Raw genomic sequence first — 22,680 nt, forward strand, 5'->3', positions numbered from 1 at the left:
GGCCGCCCGAGCAGCGGGGCTAAGTCGACGCTCAGTCACTCATAGACCTCGTAGATCACATCCCGCCGCGGCGATCCGGCCGTCGGTGGCGAGGCGAGGTCCTGTTCATCCTCGCTAGATGAGTGAGGCGTTACCTCGTCGACGACCTCCGCCGCCTGGCGGCGGCGTTCTTGGTTCTTGCGCCGCTTATGTTGCTGCGTGCGATTGCGGGCCTGCTCTTCAATCTCCCGCTGGCGCTTGATGGAAGCCATGGTGGTCTCGGTGTCCGGCCGATCGCCGAACTCCTCCTTTTCCCGCTTGTGCGCCTGCTGATATTCCCAGACGGGCACGCTGGGCAGCGTGATGTCGCTGGACCGCAGCTCGTAGTACAGCCCGTCGTCCGGGTGGCGGAAGTAGATGCGCGAGGCGTCGTAGGGGTTGCGGCGAACGATGTGTCGGCGCTGGTCGCCGGCGTCGAGAAATGGCCGCAGGACCTCGCCCCAGTACAGGATGTTGTCCCAGCGGATGCCGTAGCGCTCGATGGTGCGGGTCTCGATGTCGGCGAAGTCCAAGTAGATCTTCTGCTTGTCCTTCGGGACCGCAGGCGCGCCGCGCCCCGCTCGACGCTCGGTGCCGTAGATGCCGCGCAGCCAGGCGAGCTGGGGGTTTTGACGAGTGCTGGAGTGCGGCCTGTTGTGGTACTTGCCGCAAATGAACTCGATCAGCCAAGCTTCGAGTTCTTCGCGGCTCATCTCCGCTTTCTCGTTCGGGCTGATAGTCTTGACCTTACTGAAGCCGCGCCGTTTGGCGGTCGCTGCGCTCAGCAAACGCATTTCGGTCATCACCGTCCCGACGACGCGCTCGATGATGCCGCCGAAATGGGGCAGGCCCTTGGGCCGGTGCTCGAGCCCGATATTATACTGATTGCAGCCAAATCGAAGCGCCCGGGACGAAAACTCGGATGCGTTGTCGAGGTAGACGCGGTCGGGCTTCCCAAACATCGGCCAGACGCGCTCCGTCCCGACGCGCTTCAGCCACTCGTCCTTCGGGATCATTACGCGATAGAGGCACTGCGCCACTGTAGAGGCGTTGGGATATTCCCAGCTTAGGACGAACGCCAATATCGCCCGGGTTGCCTCGTCAATGGCGAGGGTGATCCATAGTCGCCCTACGTGGCCACGATCATGCGTGCCGGTGCAAACCACATCGACGAGCGTGTGATCGATTTGTATGCGCTCCAGCGGAAAGTCCAACTTCGGCGTTTGGCCTTTGTGGTGCTCGTGCCGCTCGCTGGCGATCTTACGCCCGTAGCGTCGGGCAGTGCGCTCGCGGCTGGGTATCTTCCCGATCCTGGCGCGGAGGGTTCTTCTTGAGCAGCAATTGACAGCTGCTTCGTCACAGCGGCGCTCGATCTCGCCGATAATCTGAATGTCCAGCGCCTGGGGGAAGTTGCGATCATACTCCTCAAGAACCTGTTGGATGATCTCTTCAAGCTCATCAGGCAGGCGGCTTTTGCCGCGTCCGCCGTCGCGACCCTGGGAGAGAAGAGCAGTTAGCTGATCGCTATCTCTGTAGCGCTGCCGGTATCGGTTGAACTGCCGCTTCGAGCATCCGAACTCTTTGGCGGCGGCAGACACGGTTGCATCGTCGAAGCGATCACCCTGCTCGAGGGTCAGAACGATTTCGCGGCGACGCTCGCCTCCGCCATCAGCTCCGGATCAAGCAGCTGTATATCCAGCGGCGTCCCTGAACCGGACAACGCCAGCTTGGCCTCATAATCGCTTCTGCGCTCCAACGACGATCACCCAGGTCTGCGGTCCAATGGCGACGCCGCGATCGACGTAGAGCTCGCCGCGCACGACCATCCGGTGGAGCACGGCCAGTACCGCTTGGGGATTAAGAGCTCGTTGTTGCGCCCTCGCGAGAATCTCGCTGATCCGAAACTCGCCCCGCTGGCGTATGAACGACGCACACTCCTCCTCGAACTGCGCGTCGTAGGGCCTGTCGATTTGCCCCGACAGAAGCCGTGCATTGGCTAGCCAGTGGCCGCTTGCCATCGCTCTGTCGGTGACGACCGTGAAGATGATCCCCTGACGCTGCTCGGCCCAAAGGCGCGCTGCTGCGAGCGGAGCCTGGAGCTGTGCTCGGGCCCGCATCAGGTCGGTGCGCCGCTTGACCTCGACCACGGCGCTTCGCCAACCGACCCCAGCATCCTCCCCCATCTCGATCACGAAGTCCGGGGTGTAGCGGCGGCGAACACCTCGCCTCACATCGTAGAAGTGCAGCACAAGCTGCTGGGCCATGACACGACGTACGCGGTGATCCGTCCGGCAGAACGCCAGGAAATCCCGCTCGATGGACGACTCGAAGGCGACGTGCGGTCCGCCGGGCGGGACCGCTATTGCCCCTCGCGTGGCGCTGACTGCTCGCGGCGGAGGTGGTGTTTCAAGCCATTCGGCCGAGACATCGGAAACCAGAGACGCCCACTTGTTCCACTTGCTAAGTGGGGACGCGAACTTCGTACCTAGAGACATCTACTTTGGGCACTTTTCGTTGGGGCTGGAGCACTCGCAGGGCCATTATCTTGGTGGGGTTCACAGGGGGGCTGCGGGTGAAGCCGGGCGAGGTGTCGCTGGCCCACAACGGCGTCCTGTTCCTCGACGAACTGCCGGAGTTCTCCGCCCAGGCGCTCGACAGCCTGCGCCAGCCGCTGGAGACCGGCGAGGTGGTCGTCGCCCGCGCCAACGCCCACGTCCGCTACCCGGCCCGCTTCCAGCTGGTCGCCGCCCAGAACCCCTGCAAGTGCGGGCTGGGCGGGGCCGGACGCGGGGCCTGCGGGCGCGCGCCCCGCTGCCAGACCGACTACCAGATGAAGGTCTCCGGCCCGTTCATGGACCGCATCGACCTGCAGGTCGACGTGCCGCCGGTCACCGCCGCCGACCTCGCCCTGCCGCCGCCGGCCGAGGGCACCCGCGAGGCCGCCGCCCGGGTCGCCGAGGCCCGCGCCCTACAGGCCGACCGCGCTGGGGCCGAAGGCTCCCCGCTCAACGCCCGCGCCGAGGGCGACTTCCTGGAGAAGATCGCCGACCTCGACCCCGCCGCCCGCGCCCTGCTGGCGAGCGCCGCCGAGGCCGGCGGCCTGACCGCCCGCGGCTGGACCCGCACCCTGCGCCTGGCCCGCACCATCGCCGACCTCGAAGGCGGCGGCCCGGTGCGCCGGACCCATGTCGCCGAGGCCCTGGTCTATCGCCGCGCCACCGGACGCACTCCCGATGCAAGCCGGAGCGCGCTTCACGCGTCGTAGCCGCGCAGCAACGGGGAGAGGTGATGCCCGGCTAATCGCATGTCCTGGTCCCAGTCGGGAACCCGCTGGCCAGCGTCGATCACGGTCCGGATCGGCGCGGTGGTCGGAGCGGTCCAGACCGAGCTCCGCGCAATCGGGGCCGACCTGATCATCGTCGAGCGCTTGGGTCCGCGAGTCGCCGCTCAGCGTGCAGATCGCGCGCTGAGCCGCCAGCGCAAGTGCGCGCCCAGCGCCAGGGCGGTCAGCACCAGATAGCTCCAGAGGATCAGGGCGGTGATGTAGGCCCTCGCCCGCACGCCGCCGTCGACGATGATCGCCGCGTGGGTGATCACCAGCAGCAGCTGGAACGCCGCCGCCGGCAGGATCCAGGTGCGGTCCGAGCGCACCACCAGCGCCAGCAGCACGCCCAGGAACAGGACGTCGACCGCAAACACGCTCCACTGCGGGTCGACCCAGTTGGTGCGGTTCTGCAAGGCTGCGGTGGCGACCCAGGCCAGCACGTTGGCCACCGCCACCACCCGCTCGACCCAGCCGCCGCGCCACCAGGCGTAGGTCGAGACCGCCAGCATGGCGACGGCCCAAATCTGTTCGGGCGGGGAACTGAGCACGAAAAAGGGGCCCTCAAGGATGAGGGCCCCGATACTGAGGCTTACGCCGCAAAGTGCAACTTCGCGGCGCCCCGGATTGAGCGTCAGGCGGCCGGAGCGACCTGCAGGAGGTGGCGCGCCCGGGCCGAAGCCTCCGGAGGCTTCTCCATGCCGCCATACATCACCGCGCCCAGGCCGATCTGGGTCTTGGCGACGTCGAGCTCCTTGTGGGTCTCGCAGATGGCGCGGCGCGCCTGGGCCAGCAGGGCGATCGCCTCGCTGGCGCGTTCCACGGCGCCCTGGCCGACCAGGGCCGACAGGCCCGCATCGGCCCGCAGGCCCGGCATCACACCCGCCAAACCGGCCGTCTTCGCCAGGGCGGCGTCGATGGCGGCTTCGGCTTCGAACAAACTCGCCGCGACTTGATCGGCGATCATACGACGTTGCTTGAGCATGAGAGGTCTCCTGGCGCGCGGCCGACCGCCGGCGCCTTCTGTGCGTGTTCAGTTTTCGGGGAACAGGGCTAAGGCCCTGTTTGGAAATAGGATTAAATCAGGCTCTGGAGCGCGTGCAGGCCCGCCAGCAACGCCCCGAACGCCAAGGCCGAGACGATTGCGATCAGGCCCACCAGCCCCAGCCGCGCGAGCGGGCCTAGGCTTCGGGCGGATACTCCGAGGCCATATCCGGCTGGAAGCCCTCGTCCAGCAGCGCCCAGCTGGTGCAGAGGATTTCCCGCAACACCATTTCCGGCGGCTTGAACTGCGACATCTTCCGCAAACCGGAAATCAGGTCGCGGGCCATGGCCGCCTTCATCGGCGAATCCGCCAAATCCGCGAGCTGCCGTTCCAGCTGGCTCCAGGTAAAGCTCGGGACGCTGTCCTCGTGGCTCGGCGGCGCCGGCCAGCGGCGCTCGAACGCGGCTGCTTCCTCGCGCACCCGCATCGCGTGGCCCACCGCCGCCCGGCGGTTCATCGTCTCGCGGGTCGGGTGCAAATCCACCACTGTACCCCTGGCGTCCGCCAGTTCTCGCAACCAGTCGCCCATCGGCCTCGCCTCCTTGCTGGGCTTCATCAGCCCACGAGACGGCGGCGGCGTCTGTCCTGATCGCGTCGTGTCCCGATCCGATCGGGACAGCGATTTCGTGATCGGCCAAGGCCCGCGCGGCGGCATAGCGGTCGGCGACGCCCAGCTTGCGGCGCGCCCGATCGCAATAGGTGTCGACCGAAGCCTTCGACATGCCCAGCTCGCGGGCGATCTGTTTGGAGCTGAGGTGGCGGTCGACCAAGCGCAGGCAATCGCGCTCTCTCGGCGTGAGAAGCTCGACTGGGTCCGCGATGGTCTCAGACGGTGCGCGCATAGGACGAATACGTTAGCGACTCGCGTTACCGGCCGTCTACTTGTTATGCTGCGGCAGGCTTAACGCCACGATAGAATATCCCAAGCAGTGGGGAGGACAAAATGCCCCTCGACGACGCCATCGGTCCAGACCCCGTCGATATCGGCATCGGCGCCCGAATGCGCCTGCGCCGCAAGTCCCTCGGCATCAGCCAGGGGGTGCTCTCCGAGCGGGTCGGCGTCTCTTTCCAGCAGATCCAGAAGTACGAGCGCGGGGCCAATCGCGTCTCCGGCTCGATGCTGGTGGCCATCGCCGCTGCGCTCGACACCAGCGTCGGCTGGCTGGTCGGCGAGGAGGGCGGCCTGGCCGACGCCGCCGACGAGGTGATCTCGGCCCTGGCCCTGACCGGCGGGGTCGACCTGTTGGAGGCCTTCGCTTCCATCCCGCAGGCCTCGGCCCGCGCCGCCCTGGTGACCCTGGCCCAGGAAATGGCCGCACTCTAGGCGCGCTTGACCGCCCGTTAAGCCGCGCGCGGTAAACCTAGGGTCGATGACCTACGATCGCACCCGTGACGCCCGCGTCAGCGCCGAGCAGCTCGCCTCGCTCAGCCATGAGTTCCGCACGCCGCTGAACGGCGTACTCGGCATGGCCCGGCTGCTGGCGGGCACCGCCTTGACCGACGAACAGCGCGCCTATGTCTCAGCCCTGCGCGAATCCGGCGAACACCTGCTGGGCCTGGTCAACGACGTGCTCGACTTCGCGCGCCTGGGCGCCGACAAGATCGAACTGCATCCCGCCGACTTCGACGTCGAGAGCCTGCTGCGCTCGGTCTGCGAACTGCTCTCCCCGCGGGCCCAGGAAAAGGGCCTGGAGATCGCCTGGGCCGCGCCGCCCGGCATCGGCGCCGTCCACGCCGACGAAGGTCGCCTGCGCCAGATCCTGCTCAACTTCGCCGGCAACGCCGTCAAGTTCACCAGCCAGGGCGGCGTGCTGCTGAGCGTCGCCGAAACCGGCGCCGGCCTGCGCTTTACCGTCGAGGACTCCGGTCCCGGAGTCAGCCAGGCCGCGCGCGAGACGATCTTCGAGGCCTTCGAACAGGCCGACCCCCTGCGCGACGTCCAGCTCGGCGGTGCAGGGCTGGGCCTGGCCATCGCCCGCAAGCTGGCCGGCGCCATGGACGGCGCGGTCGGGGTCGAGACCGCCTCGCTCGGCGGCGCGGCCTTCTGGTTCGAGGCCCCGCTGCCCCGCCGCCCGGTCCGGGTTGAGCGGCCTCTGGCCCGCCGCACCGTCGCCATCGTCAGCGCCAACCCCATCGTCGCCGAGGCCGCCCGCCGCCAGATCGAGGCGTCCGGCGGCAAGGCCCTGGTCGCCGCCGACCTGCCGGCCGCCCTGGCCGCCAGCCGTCCGGCCGACGTCGTGCTGATCGACCGCGCCCTGGCTCCCGAACGTCCGCCCGCCAAGCGCTCGCTGCTGGTCATGCTCACCCCGGACGAGCGCGGCCGTATCGCCGAGCACCGCGCCGCCGGTTTCGCCGGCTACCTGATCAAGCCGCTGCGCCGCGCCTCGCTGGCCGAGCGGGTGCTCGCCGCCCGCCGCGACGACGATCCGGCCCGCGCGGTGGAAGACGACCGCATCGCCCCGGCCGCGGCCCCCGGCGCTCGCATCCTGCTGGTCGAGGACAACCCCATCAACGCGCTGCTGGCCCGCACCCTGCTGACCCGCGAAGGCTGCCGCGTCGACCAGGCCGGCGGCGGCGAGGAGGCGCTCGCCGCGCTCAAGGTCGGGGTCTACGACCTGATCCTGATGGACATGCGCATGCCCGGCATGTCGGGGCTGGAGGCCACTCGCAAGGTCCGCGGCATGGGCGTGCGCACGCCGGTCGTCGCCCTGACCGCCAACGCCTTCGAGGAAGACCGCCACGCCTGCCTCGCCGCCGGCATGGACGACTTCCTGGTCAAGCCGCTGACCCCCGACGCCCTGCGCGCGGCGCTTGGCCGCTGGACGCTCGCCGCCGACTGGACGCAAAAGCCGGACCACGCCAAGGTCGGCTGACGCCGCGGGCCGCCCCGGCGTCGTTCGGGGAAGCCTTAGATGACCACAGAGACTGAGGCCGGCGAGGCCGCCGCCGGCAAGAAGCCCGGCACGCTGGCGGCTCTGGCCGTCTATCTCGAGCGCCGCTCGCTGGTCATGCTCTCGCTCGGCTTCGCCTCGGGCCTGCCCAACCTGCTGATCTTCGACACGCTGTCGGCTTGGCTGCGCGACGCGGGCCTGTCGCTGGAGGTGATCGCCTTCTTCGGCCTGGCGACCCTGGCCTATTCACTGAAGTTCCTCTGGGCCCCGCTGGTCGACCGCGCCAAGGTGCCGGTGGTCACCAAGTGGCTCGGCCATCGCCGATCCTGGATGCTGCTCTGCCAAGGGCTGATCGTGCTCGGCCTGTGGCTCATCGCCGGGACCGACCCGGTCTCCAGCCTCGGCCTGATGGCGCTGTTCACGGTGCTGGTCGGCTTCGTCTCGGCCACACAGGACATCGTCATCGACGCCTGGCGGATCGAGGCTGCGGTCACCGAGAAGCAGGGGGCGATGGCGGCGGCCTACCAGTGGGGCTACCGCATCGCCATGATCGTCGCCGGCGTGCTGCCGCTGGCGCTGTCCGAATACGCCGGCTGGAACACCTCCTACGCCATCATGGCGCTGCTGATGCTGGTCGGGGTGCTCGGCGTGCTCGGCGCCCCGCGTGAGGCCCAGCACGAGATCCGCGCCATCGACACCGGCGACATTCCCGCCGCCCCGGCCCGCGACGTCGTCGAGTGGATCCTGCGCCTGACGATCTTCGTGCTCGGCGCGCTCGTCCTGGGCTCGGGCCTGTCGGGGAACTCGCTGCTCCTCGAAACCGTCTTCAACGGCCTGGGCGCGCCGGATGCCGCGCAGGGCGTGAAGGCCCTCTGGGAGACCAAGCCCTGGGGCGTGTTCGCGCAGGTGACCGGCGTCGTGCTCGGCATCGCGGTCATCGTGCTCGCGGCCTGTCCCGCGCCTGGCCTGAAGACCCGGCCGGGCCGCTACATGGGAACCGCGCTCGGCGCGCCGCTGAAGGACTTCTTCGGCCGCTACGGCCAGGTCGCAGGCCTGATCCTGGCGCTGATCTGCGTCTACCGGCTGAGCGACTTCGTGCTCAACATCATGAACCCGTTCTACCTCGACATGGGCTACTCGAAGATCCAGATCGCCGAGGTCCGCAAGGTGCTGGGCGTGGTGATGAGCGTGCTCGGCGTCGGCCTGGGCGGTTTCGCCATCGCCAGGCTCGGGCTCATGCGCGCGCTGGTCCTCGGCGCCTTCGCGGGCCCCCTGTCCAACCTGGTGTTCGCCTGGCTCGCCGCCCAGGGGCCGCAGCTCTGGGCGCTCAGCGTCGCCATCGGGGTCGACAACATCGCCTCGGGCTTCGCCGGCACCTGCCTGATCGCCTACATGTCCAGCCTGACCGGCCAGGGCTTCACCGCCACCCAGTACGCGCTGTTCTCCTCGCTCTACGCCCTGCTCGGAAAGCTGGTCGCCTCGCAGTCTGGCCGCGTCGTCGAGGGCGCCGCCGCCAGCGCCGACGCCGGCGGGATCTTCGCGGCCTTCAAGCCGCTGTTCGCCGGCCTGCCGCCGCAGACCTTCGCCAACGCCATGCAGAAGTCCGGCGTCACCCCCGAGGCGCTCGGCGCCGGCTACATGACCTTCTTCTTCTATTCGGCCCTGCTCGGCGTCGTCGGCATCATCCTGGCCTTCATGGTCGCCAGGCTCAGCCCTCAGCCGAAGGACGCCTAGGCTCAGTCCCTACGTCCCGCTCAGCAGGAAGTGCCCGCGCAGCGCCGCCGCCGGCTTGTCGCGCGCCTCCTGCCAGGCCTCGACGTGCACGTTGGCGATCTGGCGGCCGATCTTCCGCACGTCGGCGCGGGCGTACATGGTCATGGCCTTGCCCGGCCGCAGGTACTCGATGGTGATGTCGATGGTCTTGTGGACCTTGGCGCTGGGCGCGATCACCGACAGCTGCGCCAGGGCGGTCATTTCCATGAACGCCCCGATCACCCCGCCGTGCAGGGCCGGCAGCACCATGTTGCCGATCAGGTGCGGCGCGAACGGCAGGATCGCGGTCATCTCGTCACCGGCCAGTTCTGCACGCATGCCGAGGAACCGGACATACGGCACCCGGCCGAGAAACTCTTCGAGGCGTTGGCTTGCTGCCTGGGTCATGGGGCGGCCCGCTTCAGGATGAAGGCCGCCTGAGCCGTGGCGATCGGGTCTTCCGGATCGGCGTCGTAGGCGTGTGCCCGCACGAACGCGATGCTTCGCGTCAGCTTGTAGCAATGGGCGCTGGCGGTGATGTCGGCGCGCGGGGCTGCCGGGCGCATATAGTCGATGCGCAGGTCCAGGGTCGCGGTCGACAGGAACCCGCCTTCCAGCGAGCGCGAGGTCACGGCCAGGCCGCAGACGTGATCGAGAAGCGCGGTGATCACCCCGCCCGCGATGACGCCGGTGTCGGGGTCGCCGACCAGCTCTTCGCGCCAGGGAGTGAAGATGGAGCCTCGCGAAGGCTCGACGGACAGCAGCTTGAACCCGAGGGCGGAGGCCTGCGGCACGATCTCAACCATGTGCCGGGCCGCATCGCGAAGGGCCTCTGGGGTAATCGTCATCCCCCGTCTTTGAGGCGCCTCCGCCTATCGGTCAACGTGACGGTAGGTCAATTGCAGGCCGGTCACTTAGGCGACGCCGGCGGCCTTGGTGAGGATCGCGACCGCGACGGCCATCAGCGGGGTGGCGGCGAGAACGAGGTTGGCGAAGCCATTGAAAGCGAAGGTGTTACGCATGGTGTTGTCCCTCTGGCCTGGTGTGGTCCGCGATGTCCGCGTCCCGATGAGAGGGGTATACGAAATGACGTCGTCGAATACTCGTTAAGTCTTGGTCATGACCCCGATTTCACAATATGAATACTATGTAATGTTGCTTGACCGCCGAATGTCTTCCCGAAAAGCGCACAGCGCTTGTCCGGGCCCCATCGCCGCCTGAATTCACGGGGAGGAGCCCAACCCCTCGCAACATTCGGCACGATCGGGTGTTCATGGGTCCCGGCCTTCGACCTGCGGCCGAAACCGGGATGACACCTTGCGCGGCGCGTTCCCATATTCCCAGCCATGATCCGGCCCGAAAGCCTGCTCTGCCCAAAGCCCGAGGGGCTCTACTGCGCGCCCGGCGACTTCTTCGTCGATCCGGTGGCGCCGGTGGCGCGTGCGGTGATCACCCACGGCCACGCCGACCACGCCCGCGCCGGCCACGGCACAGTGATCGCCACCCCTGAAACCCTGGCGATCATGGCCGAGCGCTACGGCCAGGATTTCGCTGGCTCGGTGCAGCCGCTGGCCTATGGCGAGAGCGTCTCGCGCGACGGGGTCGACGTCACCCTGGTCCCGGCCGGGCATGTGCTGGGCTCGGCCCAGGCCGTCGTCGCCTGGAAGGGCCTGACCATGGTGGTCTCCGGCGACTATAAGCGCCGCCCCGACCCGACCTGCCTCCCTTTCGAACCCGTTCCCTGCGACGTCTTCATCTCCGAGGCCACCTTCGGCCTGCCGGTGTTCCGCCATCCCGACGCGGGCCACGAGATCGCCAGGCTGCTGCGATCGGTCCAGCAGTTCCCCGAGCGGGCCCACCTGGTCGGCGCCTATGCGCTCGGCAAGGCCCAGCGGATCATCCGCCTGCTGCGCGAGGCCGGCTGGGAGCAGACGATCTACGTGCACGGCGCGCTCGACCGGCTGAACGCGCTCTATGAGGCGCACGGCGTGCCGCTCGGCCCGCTGGCCCCGGCGACCTCCGACCAGAAGCAGGATTTCGCCGGCCAGATCATCATCGCCCCGCCCGGCGCCCTGGCCGACCGCTGGTCGCGCCGTTTCCCCGACCCGGTCACGGCCTTCGCCTCCGGCTGGATGCAGGTCCGCGCCCGGGCCCGCCAGCGCGGCGTCGAGCTGCCGCTGGTGGTCTCCGACCACGCCGACTGGGACGAGTTGACCGCCACAGTCGACGAACTGCGTCCCGGCGAGCTCTGGATCACCCACGGCCGCGAAGAGGCGCTGCTGCGCTGGGCGCTGCTGCACGACATCAAGGCCCGCGCCCTGGCCCTGGTCGGCTACGAGGACGAGACCGAAGACTGATGCGCGCCTTCGCCGAGCTCCTCGACCGCCTGTCGCTGACCGCCTCGCGGAACGCCAAGCTCGTCCTGCTGCGCGACCATTTCGCCAACGCGCCCGATCCCGACCGCGGCTGGGCGCTGGCGGCCCTGACCGGCGACCTTACCTTCGACGCCGCCAAACCGGCCTTCATCCGCAAGGCGGTCGAGGCGCGGATGGACCCGGTGCTGTTCGGCTGGTCCTACGACTATGTCGGAGACCTGGCCGAGACCGTCGCCCTGGTCTGGCCTGCCCGCCCCGGCGCCAATCGCGAGCCGGAACTGTCCGAGGTCGTCGACGCACTGCGCGGGGCCAGCCGCGCCGAGGTCCAGCGGCTGATCGAGGGCTGGCTCGACGCCCTCGACGCCACCGGCCGCTGGGCGCTGCTCAAGCTGATGACCGGGGGCCTACGGGTCGGCGTCTCGGCCCGGCTGGCCAAGACTGCGGTCGCCGCGCTCGGTCCGGTCGAGGTATCGGAGGTCGAGGAGGTCTGGCACGCCCTCGCCCCGCCCTATGACGACCTGTTCGCCTGGCTGGAGGGCCGCTCGGAGCGGCCGACCGCCGACGCCCCGGGCCGCTTCCGGCCGGTGATGCTGGCGCAAGGCCTCGATGAAGCGGTCGACTTCGCCAGGCTCGATCCGGACGACTACGCCGCCGAATGGAAGTGGGACGGCATCCGCGTTCAGGCGGTCAGCGGGGGCGGGGTGCGCCGGCTCTACACCCGCACCGGCGACGACATCTCGCGCACCTTTCCGGACGTGATCGAGGCGCTGGACTTCGAGGGCGCTCTCGACGGCGAGCTGCTGGTCGTGCGGCCGGACGGCATGGCCAGCTTCGCCGACCTGCAGCAGCGGCTGAACCGCAAGAGCGTCACCGACCGCCTGCTGGCCGACTTCCCGGCCGGGATCCGCGCCTACGACCTACTGTCCGACGGCGGCGAGGACACGCGCGCCCTGCCCTTCGCCTGGCGCCGCGCCCGGCTGGAGACTTTCGTCGGCGCATTGAAGACCAGCCGCATCGACCTCTCGCCGATCCAGCCGTTCGCGACCTGGGCGGAGCTCGCCGACCTGCGCCGCGCACCGCCGCCCGGCGACCCCACGCGCGCCGAGGGGCTGATGCTGAAGCGCTGGGACAGCGTCTATGAGGCCGGCCGCCCGAAAGGCCCGTGGTTCAAGTGGAAGCGCGACCCGTTCCTGATCGACGCCGTGCTGATGTACGCCCAGCGCGGCCACGGCAAGCGGTCCAGCTTCTATTCCGACTACACGTTCGGGGTCTGGGCCGAGGCGGTCGACGGCTCCCGCGTCCTGACCCCGGTCGGCAAGGCCTATTTCGGCTTCACCGACGAGGAGCTGAAGGAGATCGACAAGTACGTCCGCGACCACACCGTCGACCGCTACGGCCCGGTCCGCGCCGTCCGCGCCGACGTCCGCCAGGGCCTGGTGTTCGAGGTCGCCTTCGAGGGCCTGCAGCGCTCGACCCGCCACAAGTCGGGCGTCGCCATGCGCTTCCCGCGCATCAGCCGCATCCGCTGGGACAAGCCGGCCGGCGAGGCCGACGAACTGGCCACCCTGGAGCGCATGCTGGAACAGATGGAGGGGCGCTAGCTCCATCCCGGTTTCGGCGACACCCGAAGACCGGGATGACAGCTGCGGACTACCGCGCGAACCGCTTGAAGAAGCTGTCGTCCTTCCACCGCGGCGTCACCGGCGCGTTGGCGACGTCGGTGATCAACTGGCCGAGGAAAGCGTCGAACTTCACCGCCTCGGCCTTCTCGACCGGCTGGGAAAGGTCGTCGGCCAGGGCGTGGTAGCGCTCGGCCCGCCAGGTCTTCTCGATCGCCGCGCGGTCGCTGCCCGCCGTGAAGCCGAACTTGAACGACAGCGCCGGGATGCCGGCGCGGATGAAGCTGTACTGGTCCGAACGGATGAACGAGTTGCGGTCCGGATAGGGGTCGGCGACCACCTCCAGGTTCGCCGCCTTGGCCGCGGCCTTGGCGGTGTCGCCCATGGTGCTCTCGTCGATGCCGTAGATCAGCACCGAGTCGAATTTCCAGAGCGGCAGCGCCATGTCCATGTTGAGATTGGCGACGACCGAGGCTGGCGGCACGCTCGGCTTGCCGGCGAAATACTTCGAACCCAGCAGCCCTTTCTCCTCGCCGGTGACCAGCACGAACAGCACCGAGCGCTTGGGCGCGGCCTTCGCCGCGGCCATCTCGCGGGCGATCTCCAGCACCGAGGCCACGCCCGCGGCGTTGTCCATCGCGCCGGCATAGTAGGGGGCGCCGACGCCGGTCGTGTTGACGCCCAGGTGGTCGAGGTGGGCGGTGACCACCACGTGCTCGGCCTTCAGCTTCGGGTCGGACCCCGGCAGCTTGGCCACCACGTTGGCCGAGGCGACCTGCCCGACCTCGGTGGCGACCTGCGCCTTCAGCCCGAGGTTCAGCGGGAAGCCCTTGATCGGTTTGGCGGCGTCAGCCAGGGCCAACACCTCGGCGAAGGTATGCCCCGACTTGGCGAACAGCTTTTCGGCCTCGGCCGGATTGAAGCTCGCGGAAAACGCCTCGCCGGTCAGCTCGCGCAGGTCCTCGTCGGCTGGGTACATGCCCGGCTGCCCGGCGCTCTGCATCTGCCGCGACCACGGCACGTCCATCGACTTCGGGGTCGGCAGGGCGATCAGGCCGACCGCGCCGGCCGCCCGGGCCGCGCGCCAGGTCTCCGAGCCGCGCGAATGGGCCTTCAGCGCCGCCGAGATGTCGCCCGGCCCGCCGTTCACATAGACCGCGATCTTGCCCTTCAGGTCCTGGCCGGCGAAGTCGTCATAGCCTACCTCCGGCAGGTGCAGGCCGTAGCCGATGAACACCAGCGGCGCCTCGATCGCCTTGGGCTGCGGGATGCGCGCGCCCAGCAGCAGGTCCGGGCCGACCCGCAGCGGCTGCTCGCTTCCATCGACGACCAGCGCCGCGCTGGAGCCCTCGGCCAGCACCCTCTGCACCGTGAATTTCATCGGCTGCAGATAGCCCTCGGTCCCGGCCGGCTTCAGCCCGAACGCCTTGAACTGCCCTGCGGCATAGGCGGCGGCCTTGTCGTAGCCCGGCGTCCCGGTCAGCCGGCCCTCGAACTGCGGCCCGGCCAGGGTTTCGACATGCGACCACCAGCGGGCGCCGTCGGCGTCGGCCGCCGCGGCGGGAAGGGCGCCGAGCGCGGCGATCACGAGGGCGAGGGGAAGGCGCATCGGTCTTGGGCCGCTCCGGTTGTTTGGGGGAAACCTCGACCATTCGCCGATCCGCCCCCCTGCGGCAACCCGCGGCAAGGCCGCAGGGTCATAAACGTCGCCCTGCACCCGCTGGGCGGTTGCGCCCGCCGCCGCAGTCCGCATAACTCCCGCCAAAGCGTGAAACAGGGAGTGCGCGGCGTGAGCGAAGGCGAAGTCTTTCCGGTTCCGAAGGCCTGGGCCGAGCGGACGCACATGGATGCGGCCGCCTACGAGGCCGCCGTGGCGCAGGTCGAGGCCGATCCGATCGGCTACTGGACAAAGGTCGCCGGCCGCCTCGACTGGAGCAAGCCGTTCACGCAGGTGAAGGACGTCTCGTTCACCAAGGACGACTTCCGCATCCGCTGGTACGCCGATGGCGAGCTGAACGTCTCGGTCAACTGCCTGGACCGCCATATCGCGACCCGTGGCGATCAGGTCGCGATCATCTGGGAAGGCGACGGGGGCGAGACCACCACCCTCACCTATCGCGAGCTGCTGGCCGAAACCTGCCGCATGGCCAACGTGCTCAAGGCCAAGGGCGTCCAGAAGGGCGATCGCGTCACCATCTACCTGCCGATGATCCCGCAGGCGGCCGTGGCCATGCTGGCTTGCGCCCGCATCGGCGCCATCCACTCGGTGATCTTCGGCGGCTTCTCGCCGGACTCCATCGCCGGCCGCATCCAGGACTGCGACTCCAAGATCGTCATCACCGCCGACGAGGGCCTGCGCGGCGGCAAGGTCGTGCCGCTGAAGCGCAATGTCGATGAAGCCCTCAAGTCCTGCCCGCAGGTCAAGGACGTCATCGTCGTGCGCCGCACCGGCGGCGAGGTGCCGATGACGGACGGCCGCGACGCCTATTTCGGCGACTTGAAGCAGAGCGTCGCCGACACCTGCGCGCCCGAGCCGATGAACGCCGAGGACCCGCTGTTCATCCTCTACACCTCCGGCTCGACGGGTAAGCCCAAGGGCGTGCTGCACACCACCGGCGGCTACCTGACCTGGGCGGCCCACACCCACGAGCTGGTCTTCGACTATCGCCCCGGCGAGGTCTTCTGGTGCACCGCCGACGTGGGCTGGGTCACCGGCCACAGCTACGTCGTCTACGGCCCGCTGGCCAACGGCGCGACCTCGCTGGTGTTCGAGGGCGTGCCGAACTACCCGACCAACTCGCGCTTCTGGGAAGTGATCGACAAGCACAAGGTCGAAATCTTCTACACCGCCCCCACCGCCATCCGCGCCCTCATGCGCGACGGCGACGAGCCGGTGACCAAGACCTCGCGCAAGTCGCTGCGCCTGCTCGGCACGGTCGGCGAGCCGATCAATCCGGAAGCCTGGCTCTGGTATCACCGCGTGGTCGGCGAGGGCCGCTGCCCGATCGTCGACACCTATTGGCAGACCGAGACCGGCGCGTGCCTGGCCTCGCCGCTGCCCGGCGCCCACGCCGCCAAGCCGGGCTCCTGCGCCAAGCCGCTGCCGGGGGTGAAGTTCCAGCTGGTCGACGCCGAGGGCGCGGTGCTCGACGGCGCGACCTCCGGCAACCTCTGCATCACCGATAGCTGGCCGGGCCAGATGCGTACGGTCTACGGCGACGATCAGCGCTACTTCGACACCTACTTCTCGACCTATCCGGGCAAGTACTTCACCGGCGACGGCTGCCGCCGCGACGAGGACGGCTACTACTGGATCACCGGCCGGGTCGACGACGTGATCAACGTCTCGGGCCACCGCCTGGGCACCGCCGAGATCGAGAGCGCCCTGGTCGGCAACGAGCACGTGGCCGAGGCCGCGGTCGTCGGCTACCCGCACGACGTCAAGGGCCAGGGTGTCTACTGCTTCGTGACCCTGAAGGCCGACGTCGCGCCCACCGACATCCTGCAGGCCGAGCTCAAGGGCTGGGTCCGCCGCGAGATCGGCCCGTTCGCCGCCCCTGACGTCGTCCAGTTCGCGCCGGGCCTGCCCAAGACCCGCTCGGGCAAGATCATGCGCCGCATCCTGCGCAAGATCGCCGAGAACGACCTCGGCAACCTCGGCGACACCACCACCCTCGCCGATCCCGCCGTCGTCGACGACCTGGTCAAGAACCGCCACGGCTCCTGAGGCGTTACCCCCTCACGGGGAGAAGCTGCGCCGTGAGGGAACGCCATGCGGGCGCTTGCCGCCCTTGCCGCGACCCTGGTCCTCTGCGGACCGGAGCCGGCCTGGGCTGACGCCGGCCCGAGACACGAGGGCATCGGCGTCGAGGTGGTCGCCGATCCCGGCGGGGCCTCGGGACTGATCCGCGGCAGCGTCGATATCGACGCCCCGCCCGAGGCGGTCTGGAAGGTCGTGGTCGACTGCGACCTCGCCCCGCGCATGGTCCGCCGCCTGAAGAGCTGCCGCGTCCTGGATCGCGACCCCGCCGGCCGCTGGGACGTGCGCGAACACGTCAGCCGCGCGGGCCTGCTGCCGCCGGTGCGCAGCGTCTTCCGCTCGGAATACGACCCGCCGCGCCGCATCCGCTTCTACCGCGAAGGCGGCCAGTTGCAGGTGCTGAACGGCGAGTGGCGGCTGATCCCGCTCGACGGCGGCGCCCGCACCCGAGTGCTCTACGAGAGCCGCGCCTCCACCCCCTTCGCCATTCCCGCCCCCATCGCCCGCATGGCCCTGCGCCGCGATATCCCCGACGCCCTGGCCGCCTTGCGCCGCGAGGTGATGGCGCGCGCGAAATAACTCCTTCTCCCCTTGCGGGAGAAGGCCCGCCGCGTGACGCCGCCCTGCTCACCCGCTAAATCCCCTCCCATGTCCTTCGACCTGCCGCCCCAGCTCCGCCTCGCCGCCGACCGCCTGATGGAAGGCGTCTCGCGCAAGGACATGGCCGAGCGCGCCGGCGCGATCTCGGCCCGCTACCGCGCCGGCGGCGGCTCGGCCGCCGTGGTCGCCAGCCAGGCCGACGCTACGGCCTATGTCCTCACCCGGCTGCCGGCCACCTTCGCCGCCTGCGGTCGGGTGTTCGACGAGCTGAGCCAGCGCGCGCCCGACTTCTCGCCGACCTCCTTGCTGGACGCCGGCGCCGGTCCCGGCGGCGCCGGGTGGGCGGCGCTGGAGACCTGGCCGCAGATCGCCTCCGCCAGCTTGCTCGACTCCAACCGCGCCTTTCTCGACATCGCCGCCACCCTGGCCGCCGACGCGCCTGCGCCGCTGCAGAGCGCCGAGCGGATCCGCGCCGACCTCACCGCCCCGGGCGACTGGCCCAGCGCCGACCTTGTCGTCGCCAGCTACGCCCTGGCCGAGATCCCACAGGCCAAGCAGGCCGGGACCATCGCCGCGCTCTGGGCCTCGACCCTCGGGGTCCTGGCCGTGGTCGAACCGGGCACGCCGGCCGGCTACGCGCGGATCCTCGCCGCCCGCCAGGCCCTGATCGAGGCCGGCGCGAACATCCTCGCCCCCTGCCCGCACCAGGCGCCCTGCCCGCTCGCTGCTCCCGACTGGTGCCACTTCAGCCAGCGTCTGGCCCGCTCGCGCGACCATCGCCTGGCCAAGGGCGCCGAGACCCCGTTCGAGGACGAGAAGTTCATCTACCTGCTGGCCGCCCGCCCCGGCGTCGCCGCCGAGGCTCCAAGCGCCCGCGTGCTGGCCCCGCCCCGCGCCGGCAAGCCGGGGATCGAGCTCAAGCTCTGCACGCCGCAGGGCGCCGCGGAGCTGGCCTTCGCCGCCAAGCGCGACAAGCCCGCCTACGCCATCGCCCGCCGCCTCGACTGGGGCGACGCGCTGCCCGAGGGCTGATCTCGAACATTTGTTTGAAAGCCCTGGCCTTACGGCGTTCGGCAGGCGACAACTTCCCTTCGGCCCATCCGCATTTCGGGCCGGCGCATTTCAAAGACAAAGGGAGGCCATATGCCCAAGAGCCGTGAAATCCATCTCGTCGCCCGTCCGAACGGCATGCCCGCCCAGGGTGACTTCGCCATGATCGAGACGCAGGTTCCCGACGCCGCCGACGGCGAAGTCCTGGTCGAGAACCTCTACATGTCGGTCGATCCGGCCATGCGCCCGCGGCTGACCGCCGGCCAGGACCTGAACGTCGCCATGATGGGCGGGGCGCTGGGCCGCGTCGTGCAATCGAAGTCCCCCGACTTCGCGGTCGGCGACCTGGTCTCCAACCGCAACGGCTTCCGCGAGTTCTTCACCTCCGACGGCAAGAGCCTGACCAAGCTGGCCGCCGATCCCGACCTGCCGGTCACCGTCCATATGCACGCGCTAGGCATGACCGGCTTCACCGCCTATGGCGGCCTGCTGCACATCGGCCAGCTGAAGGACGGCGAGCAGGTGTTCGTCTCCACCGCCGCCGGGGCGGTGGGTTCGGTCGCCGCCCAGATCGCCAAGATCAAGGGCTGCTACGTGGTCGGCTCCACCGGCGCCGCCGACAAGGCCGCCTGGCTGAAGGACGAGGTCGGGCTCGACGCGGTGATCAACTACAAGGAAACCCCGATCAGAAAGGCGCTCGAAGAGGCCACCCCCAAGGGCATCGACGTCTATTTCGACAATGTCGGCGGAGACCACCTGGAGGCCGCCCTGCGCCGCATCAACACCCTGGGCCGGATCCCGGTCTGCGGCTTCATCTCCGGCTACAATTCCGGCCACTCCAGCGTCTCGAACCTCTCGAACATCATCTATGCGCGGGTGATGCTGCGCGGTTTCGTCGGCACCGACTTCCTGCACCTGCACGGCCAGTTCCTCAGCGACATGTCCGGCTGGCTGAAGGAGGGCAAGGTCAAGTACCAGGAGACCATCCTCGACGGCATCGACAACGCCCCCAGCGCCCTCATCGGCCTGATGGAAGGCAAGAACTCCGGCAAGATGCTGGTCAAGCTGGCGGAGTAGCCGCCGCTCAAAATTCCGCTCATCCCGGCGAAAGCCGGGACCCAAGCGGCCTCGCCGCCTCGCAAGCTGAAATCCAGCTTGGGCCCCGGCTCTCGCCGGGGTGAGCGGTGGGATGCGCGGCGCCAAGTTCCTCCCCCGCTGGGGGAGGTGGATCGGCGCAAAGCGCCGAGACGGAGGGGGACCGCTGACTCAGAAAGCCCCCTCAGTCAGCCCCTCGGCTGACAGCTCCCCCAACGGGGGAGCAACTGGGTCCCACATGACAATCCCGTAAGCTTCCCATGGCCAGGGCGGGTGCTAGGGTCGGCGCTCGCCAACCGGGAAGTCCGTATGCTTCGTCACGCCGCCCTCGCGCTCACCCTCTGCCTGGGCCTCGCCCTTCCCGCCGCCGCGGCCGACAGCGTCCCGCCCATCGACTACCAGGAACGCACGCTCGCCAACGGGCTGAAGGTCTATTCCTCGGTCGACCGGACCACGCCGAACGTGACGGTCCAGGTCTGGTACGGCGTCGGGTCGAAGGATGATCCGGTCGGCCGCTCGGGATTCGCGCACCTCTTCGAGCACATGATGTTCAAGGCCACGCGCGACATGCCGTCGGAGACCATCGACCGCATGACCGAGGACGTCGGCGGCTTCAACAACGCCTCCACCTACGACGACTTCACCAACTACTACGAGGTCGTGCCGGCCAATCATCTGGAGCGGCTGCTGTGGGTCGAGGCCCAGCGCCTCGGCTCGCTGGTCGTCGACGAGGCGACCTTCAAGTCCGAGCGCGACGTGGTGAAGGAGGAGCTGCGCCAGTCGGTGCTGAGCCAGCCCTATGGTCGCCTGTTCTATCTCTACATGCCCCAGGCCAGCTACCAGGTTCACCCCTACAAGCGCCCCGGCATCGGCTCGATCGAGGAGCTGGACGCCGCCACCATCGACGATGTGCGCGCCTTCCACGCCGCCTATTACCGGCCCGACAACGCCGCCCTGATCGTGGTCGGCAACTTCGACCAGGGTCAGCTCGACGCCTGGGTCGACAAGTACTTCGGGGGCCTTAAGACCCCGGCCGCCCCGATCAAGCGCGTGACCGCGGTCGAACCGCCGCGCACCGCGCCGGCCGTCTTCAAGGGCTACGGCCCCAACGTACCGCTGCCGGCGATCCTGATGACCTGGCACGCTCCGGACGCGGCCAGTCCCGACGCCCCGGCCCTCAGCGTGCTCGACGCCATCCTCTCCAGCGGCAAGTCCTCGCGGCTCTACAACAGCCTTGTCTACGACCAGCAGGTCGCCACCGAGGTGTTCTCCGACGCCTCCCTGCCCCAGCAGCCGGGCCTGGTGATGCTCGGCGCCATCCTTTCGGGCGGCAAGTCGATCGACGACGGCCAGGCCGCGCTGCTCGCCGAAGTCGCCAAGCTGCGCGAGGCTCCGGTCACCGAGGCCGAGCTGACCGAGGCCAAGAACGAGCTGATCGCCGGCAAGCTGCGCGAGCGCGAGACCATCGACGGCCGCGCCTTCGCGCTCGGCTACGCCCTGCGCACGGCCGGCGACGCGGCCCTGGCCAACCGCGAACTGGCGCAGCTGCAGGCGGTCACCGCCGCCGACGTGCAGCGCGTGGCGCAGAAGTATCTGACCGACGCCGGTCGCATGACCATCCTCTACCAGCCCGAAAGCGCCCGCCCGGCCGGCGAGAAGGACGCCGTGGAAAAGCCCCCGGTCGTCGCCTCGGCCAAGTACTCGGGACCCATCGTCACCCTCGCCCCGGAGGGCCAGCGCCAGGCCCCGCCGCCGCTCGCCGCCCCGGTCGAGCCGGTGCTGCCCAAGCCGGCCGAGAAGACCCTGGCCAACGGCCTGCGGGTCATCGTCGCCAAGTCCTCCGACCTGCCGCTGGTCTCCGCCGCCCTGACCGTCCGGGCTGGCGCCTGGGCCGATCCGCAGGGGCTGGCCGGCGCCATGGGCATGACCGCCGGCATGCTGACCGAGGGCACCAGGACCCGCGGCGCGCAACAGATCGCCAGCGAGACGGAGGCGCTGGGCGCCGTGCTCTCGTCCGGCGGCGGCCAGGAGTCGTCCGCCGTCACCCTCAACGTCATGCCCGAGAAGCTGCCGGCGGCCATGGCCATCATGGCCGACGTGGTGAAGAATCCGGCCTTCGCGGCCGAGGAGCTGGAGCGCCAGCGCGTCCAGGCGCTCGACGGCCTATCGGTGGCCTATCAGTCGCCGGGTCAGCTGGCCGGCTTCGCCGCCTCGCCGGTGATCTTCTCCGGCACCAGCTTCGGCCATGTCGCCTCCGGTACGCCGACCTCGCTGGTCCGGCTCAAGACCGAGGACCTCGCCAAGCTGCACGGCCAGTACTTCCGGCCCGACAACGCCATCCTGGTGATGACCGGCGACATCACCCCCGAGCAGGGCTTCAAGCTTGCCGAGGGCGCGTTCGGCGACTGGAAGGCCCCGGCCGGCCCCGCCCCGGCCCGCGCCGACGTGGCGCCCAAGGCCGCGCCGCGCGCCGTCGCCATCGACCTGCCGGGCACGGGCCAGGCGGCTGTCACCGTCGCCAAGGCCGCGGTCTCGCGCGGCGACCCGGCCTACTACCCAGGCGTCGTCGCCAACTCGGTGCTCGGCGGCGGCTACTCAGCCCGTCTCAACCAGGAGATCCGCATCAAGCGCGGCCTCTCCTACGGCGCCAATTCCCGGCTCTCGGCCATGCGCACCACCGGCCTGTTCCGCGCCGTCGCCCAGACCAAGAACGAGTCAGCCCCGCAGGTCCTCGACCTGATGCTCGGCGAGCTCAAGCGCCTGGCCGACGCACCCACCAGCGCCGACGAGCTGAAGGCCCGCAAGTCGGTGCTGGTCGGCGGCTTCGGCCGCGAGCTGGCCACCACCGACGGCCTGGCCGGCATTCTCGGCAATCTCGCCCTCTACGACCTGCCGGTCAGCGAAGTCGCCGCCTACACCGGCAAGGTCGAGGCGGTCACCGCCGGCGAGGTCCAGGACTTCGCGGCCAGGAACCTCGCCCCGGGCAGCGTCAGCGTCATCGTCGCCGGCGACGCCAAGGCCTTCGAAGCCGGCCTCAAGCAGCGCCGCCCGAACCTGGAACTGGTCCCGGCCAGGGACATCGACCTCGACGCGGTGAACTTGAAGAAGGCCGCGCCATAGCTGTCATCCCGGTTTTGGCGGCAGGCCGAAGAC

At 69.4% G+C, this 22,680-nt stretch carries 20 protein-coding genes and 1 pseudogene; 11 read left to right on the forward strand and 10 right to left on the reverse strand.

Annotated features, from left to right (window positions below):
* Positions 1-35 precede the first annotated feature (35 nt).
* Positions 36-1,661 (reverse strand): Mu transposase C-terminal domain-containing protein, encoded by a 1,626-nt coding sequence (locus OUA97_RS12040; protein WP_267232176.1) that lies wholly within the window; start codon positions 1,659-1,661, stop codon positions 36-38.
* 90 nt (positions 1,662-1,751) lie between these two features.
* Entirely contained in the window at positions 1,752-2,513 is a 762-nt protein-coding gene (locus tag OUA97_RS12045; RefSeq protein WP_323690757.1) for a TnsA endonuclease N-terminal domain-containing protein, read from the reverse strand.
* Here OUA97_RS12045 and OUA97_RS12050 point away from each other — a divergent pair.
* Positions 2,483-3,283, forward strand: a complete 801-nt coding sequence (locus OUA97_RS12050) for an ATP-binding protein (protein WP_267232137.1) — start codon at positions 2,483-2,485, stop codon at positions 3,281-3,283. The genes OUA97_RS12045 and OUA97_RS12050 overlap by 31 nt on opposite strands.
* Here the strand turns inward: OUA97_RS12050 and OUA97_RS12055 are convergent.
* From OUA97_RS12055 to OUA97_RS23445, 5 genes and pseudogenes are all read right to left on the reverse strand, one after another.
* Complete coding sequence (locus OUA97_RS12055) at positions 3,271-3,435, reverse strand: hypothetical protein (RefSeq protein ID WP_267232138.1); 165 nt, start codon at positions 3,433-3,435, stop codon at positions 3,271-3,273. The two genes, OUA97_RS12050 and OUA97_RS12055, sit on opposite strands and share 13 nt — an antisense overlap.
* 30 nt (positions 3,436-3,465) lie before the next feature.
* Positions 3,466-3,891 carry a hypothetical protein gene (locus OUA97_RS12060; protein WP_267232139.1) on the reverse strand — a complete coding sequence of 142 codons (426 nt, stop codon included), beginning with the start codon at positions 3,889-3,891 and terminating at the stop codon, positions 3,466-3,468.
* An 83-nt stretch (positions 3,892-3,974) separates the two neighbouring features.
* A complete protein-coding gene (locus OUA97_RS12065; RefSeq protein WP_267232140.1) occupies positions 3,975-4,325 on the reverse strand; it encodes a hypothetical protein in 351 nt (116 codons plus the stop codon).
* 196 nt (positions 4,326-4,521) lie between these two features.
* Complete coding sequence (locus OUA97_RS12070; protein ID WP_267232141.1) at positions 4,522-4,914, reverse strand: hypothetical protein; 393 nt, start codon at positions 4,912-4,914, stop codon at positions 4,522-4,524.
* Positions 4,915-5,038: 124 nt separating this feature from the next.
* Positions 5,039-5,227: pseudogene (locus tag OUA97_RS23445) on the reverse strand (response regulator transcription factor); the annotation flags it as partial.
* A 101-nt stretch (positions 5,228-5,328) separates the two neighbouring features.
* On the opposite strand from OUA97_RS23445, the gene OUA97_RS12075 reads away from it, so the two are divergent.
* From OUA97_RS12075 to OUA97_RS12085, 3 genes are read left to right on the forward strand one after another with little or no spacing between them, the layout of a single operon-like run.
* Positions 5,329-5,709, forward strand: a complete 381-nt coding sequence (locus tag OUA97_RS12075; RefSeq protein ID WP_267232142.1) for a helix-turn-helix domain-containing protein — start codon at positions 5,329-5,331, stop codon at positions 5,707-5,709.
* 46 nt (positions 5,710-5,755) lie between these two features.
* Positions 5,756-7,258, forward strand: coding sequence for a response regulator (locus OUA97_RS12080; RefSeq protein WP_267232143.1), 1,503 nt, complete (start codon positions 5,756-5,758; stop codon positions 7,256-7,258).
* Between the two features lie 39 nt (positions 7,259-7,297).
* Positions 7,298-9,010 carry an AmpG family muropeptide MFS transporter gene (locus tag OUA97_RS12085; protein WP_267232144.1) on the forward strand — a complete coding sequence of 571 codons (1,713 nt, stop codon included), beginning with the start codon at positions 7,298-7,300 and terminating at the stop codon, positions 9,008-9,010.
* A 9-nt stretch (positions 9,011-9,019) separates the two neighbouring features.
* On the opposite strand, the gene OUA97_RS12090 is transcribed toward OUA97_RS12085, so the two are convergent.
* Both OUA97_RS12090 and OUA97_RS12095 read right to left on the reverse strand, forming a co-directional pair.
* On the reverse strand, positions 9,020-9,436 hold the full coding sequence (locus OUA97_RS12090) for a PaaI family thioesterase (protein ID WP_267232145.1): 417 nt from the start codon (positions 9,434-9,436) through the stop codon (positions 9,020-9,022).
* Positions 9,433-9,876: a PaaI family thioesterase gene (locus OUA97_RS12095; protein ID WP_267232146.1), complete on the reverse strand. Its 444-nt coding sequence runs from the start codon at positions 9,874-9,876 to the stop codon at positions 9,433-9,435. Before OUA97_RS12095 ends, OUA97_RS12090 begins: the two co-directional genes overlap by 4 nt.
* A 498-nt stretch (positions 9,877-10,374) precedes the next feature.
* Between OUA97_RS12095 and OUA97_RS12100 the strand changes: the two genes are divergently transcribed.
* A complete protein-coding gene (locus OUA97_RS12100) occupies positions 10,375-11,385 on the forward strand; it encodes a ligase-associated DNA damage response exonuclease (protein ID WP_267232147.1) in 1,011 nt (336 codons plus the stop codon).
* The gene (locus OUA97_RS12105) at positions 11,385-13,004 is read left to right on the forward strand and encodes a cisplatin damage response ATP-dependent DNA ligase (RefSeq protein ID WP_267232148.1); all 1,620 of its coding nucleotides are present in this window, start codon (positions 11,385-11,387) and stop codon (positions 13,002-13,004) included. Before OUA97_RS12100 ends, OUA97_RS12105 begins: the two co-directional genes overlap by 1 nt.
* A gap of 49 nt (positions 13,005-13,053) precedes the next feature.
* Here OUA97_RS12105 and OUA97_RS12110 read toward each other — a convergent pair whose 3' ends face one another.
* Positions 13,054-14,631: a M20/M25/M40 family metallo-hydrolase gene (locus OUA97_RS12110; RefSeq protein ID WP_267232149.1), complete on the reverse strand. Its 1,578-nt coding sequence runs from the start codon at positions 14,629-14,631 to the stop codon at positions 13,054-13,056.
* Between the two features lie 180 nt (positions 14,632-14,811).
* Between OUA97_RS12110 and acs the strand changes: the two genes are divergently transcribed.
* The 5 genes from acs (at position 14,812) to OUA97_RS12135 (ending at position 22,647) form a co-directional block, all read left to right on the forward strand.
* A complete protein-coding gene (acs, locus tag OUA97_RS12115; protein WP_267232150.1) occupies positions 14,812-16,749 on the forward strand; it encodes an acetate--CoA ligase in 1,938 nt (645 codons plus the stop codon).
* Between the two features lie 45 nt (positions 16,750-16,794).
* Entirely contained in the window at positions 16,795-17,361 is a 567-nt protein-coding gene (locus OUA97_RS12120; RefSeq protein ID WP_267232151.1) for an SRPBCC family protein, read from the forward strand.
* A gap of 69 nt (positions 17,362-17,430) precedes the next feature.
* Positions 17,431-18,414, forward strand: a complete 984-nt coding sequence (locus tag OUA97_RS12125; protein ID WP_267232152.1) for a small ribosomal subunit Rsm22 family protein — start codon at positions 17,431-17,433, stop codon at positions 18,412-18,414.
* 111 nt (positions 18,415-18,525) lie between these two features.
* Complete coding sequence (locus OUA97_RS12130; protein ID WP_267232153.1) at positions 18,526-19,509, forward strand: NADP-dependent oxidoreductase; 984 nt, start codon at positions 18,526-18,528, stop codon at positions 19,507-19,509.
* 327 nt (positions 19,510-19,836) lie between these two features.
* Positions 19,837-22,647 carry a M16 family metallopeptidase gene (locus OUA97_RS12135; RefSeq protein WP_267232154.1) on the forward strand — a complete coding sequence of 937 codons (2,811 nt, stop codon included), beginning with the start codon at positions 19,837-19,839 and terminating at the stop codon, positions 22,645-22,647.
* Positions 22,648-22,680 lie beyond the last annotated feature (33 nt).

Source organism: Phenylobacterium sp. 58.2.17, assembly GCF_026411515.1.
Classification (GTDB): Bacteria; Pseudomonadota; Alphaproteobacteria; order Caulobacterales; family Caulobacteraceae; genus Phenylobacterium.